This window comes from Burkholderia sp. Se-20373, assembly GCF_017104705.1.
In the GTDB taxonomy this organism is placed as follows: Bacteria; Pseudomonadota; Gammaproteobacteria; order Burkholderiales; family Burkholderiaceae; genus Burkholderia.
The window spans coordinates 1-324 of record NZ_JAAGPH010000400.1 but is presented as its reverse complement, the minus strand read 5'-3'; the positions used below and the strand labels follow the sequence as shown (position 1 = coordinate 324).

Below are 324 nucleotides of genomic sequence, written 5' to 3'. Positions count from 1 at the left end.
CTCAGCCCGACATCTTCAACGCCGCGCTTTGCAAGCCGCCGTTCACGTCGGACCTGATGGACTCGATCTACAACATCGCCAAGGCGGCCGATCCGAAACCGGACGAATCGATGCTGGGCGCCGCGGTCTATCGCCTGCCGGAGCCGATCCACCGCGACGGTTTCACGACGCAGCAGGTCGTGTTCGTCAGTACCGGGATCGGCGTGCTCGTGGACGGCGAAGTCGCCGACCAGCTCGCGAAACGTTACCAGCTCACCCTCGAGAAGGGCCACCTGCTGGGCGCGTCGTCCGTCGGCTATTCACGCCGGCTGACGGTCCGCGGCC

Annotated in this window: 1 pseudogene; it reads left to right on the top strand. The window is 66.0% G+C overall.

Annotated elements, in window-relative coordinates:
* Positions 1-324, top strand: a pseudogene (locus G3N96_RS38975) (hypothetical protein); the annotation flags it as partial.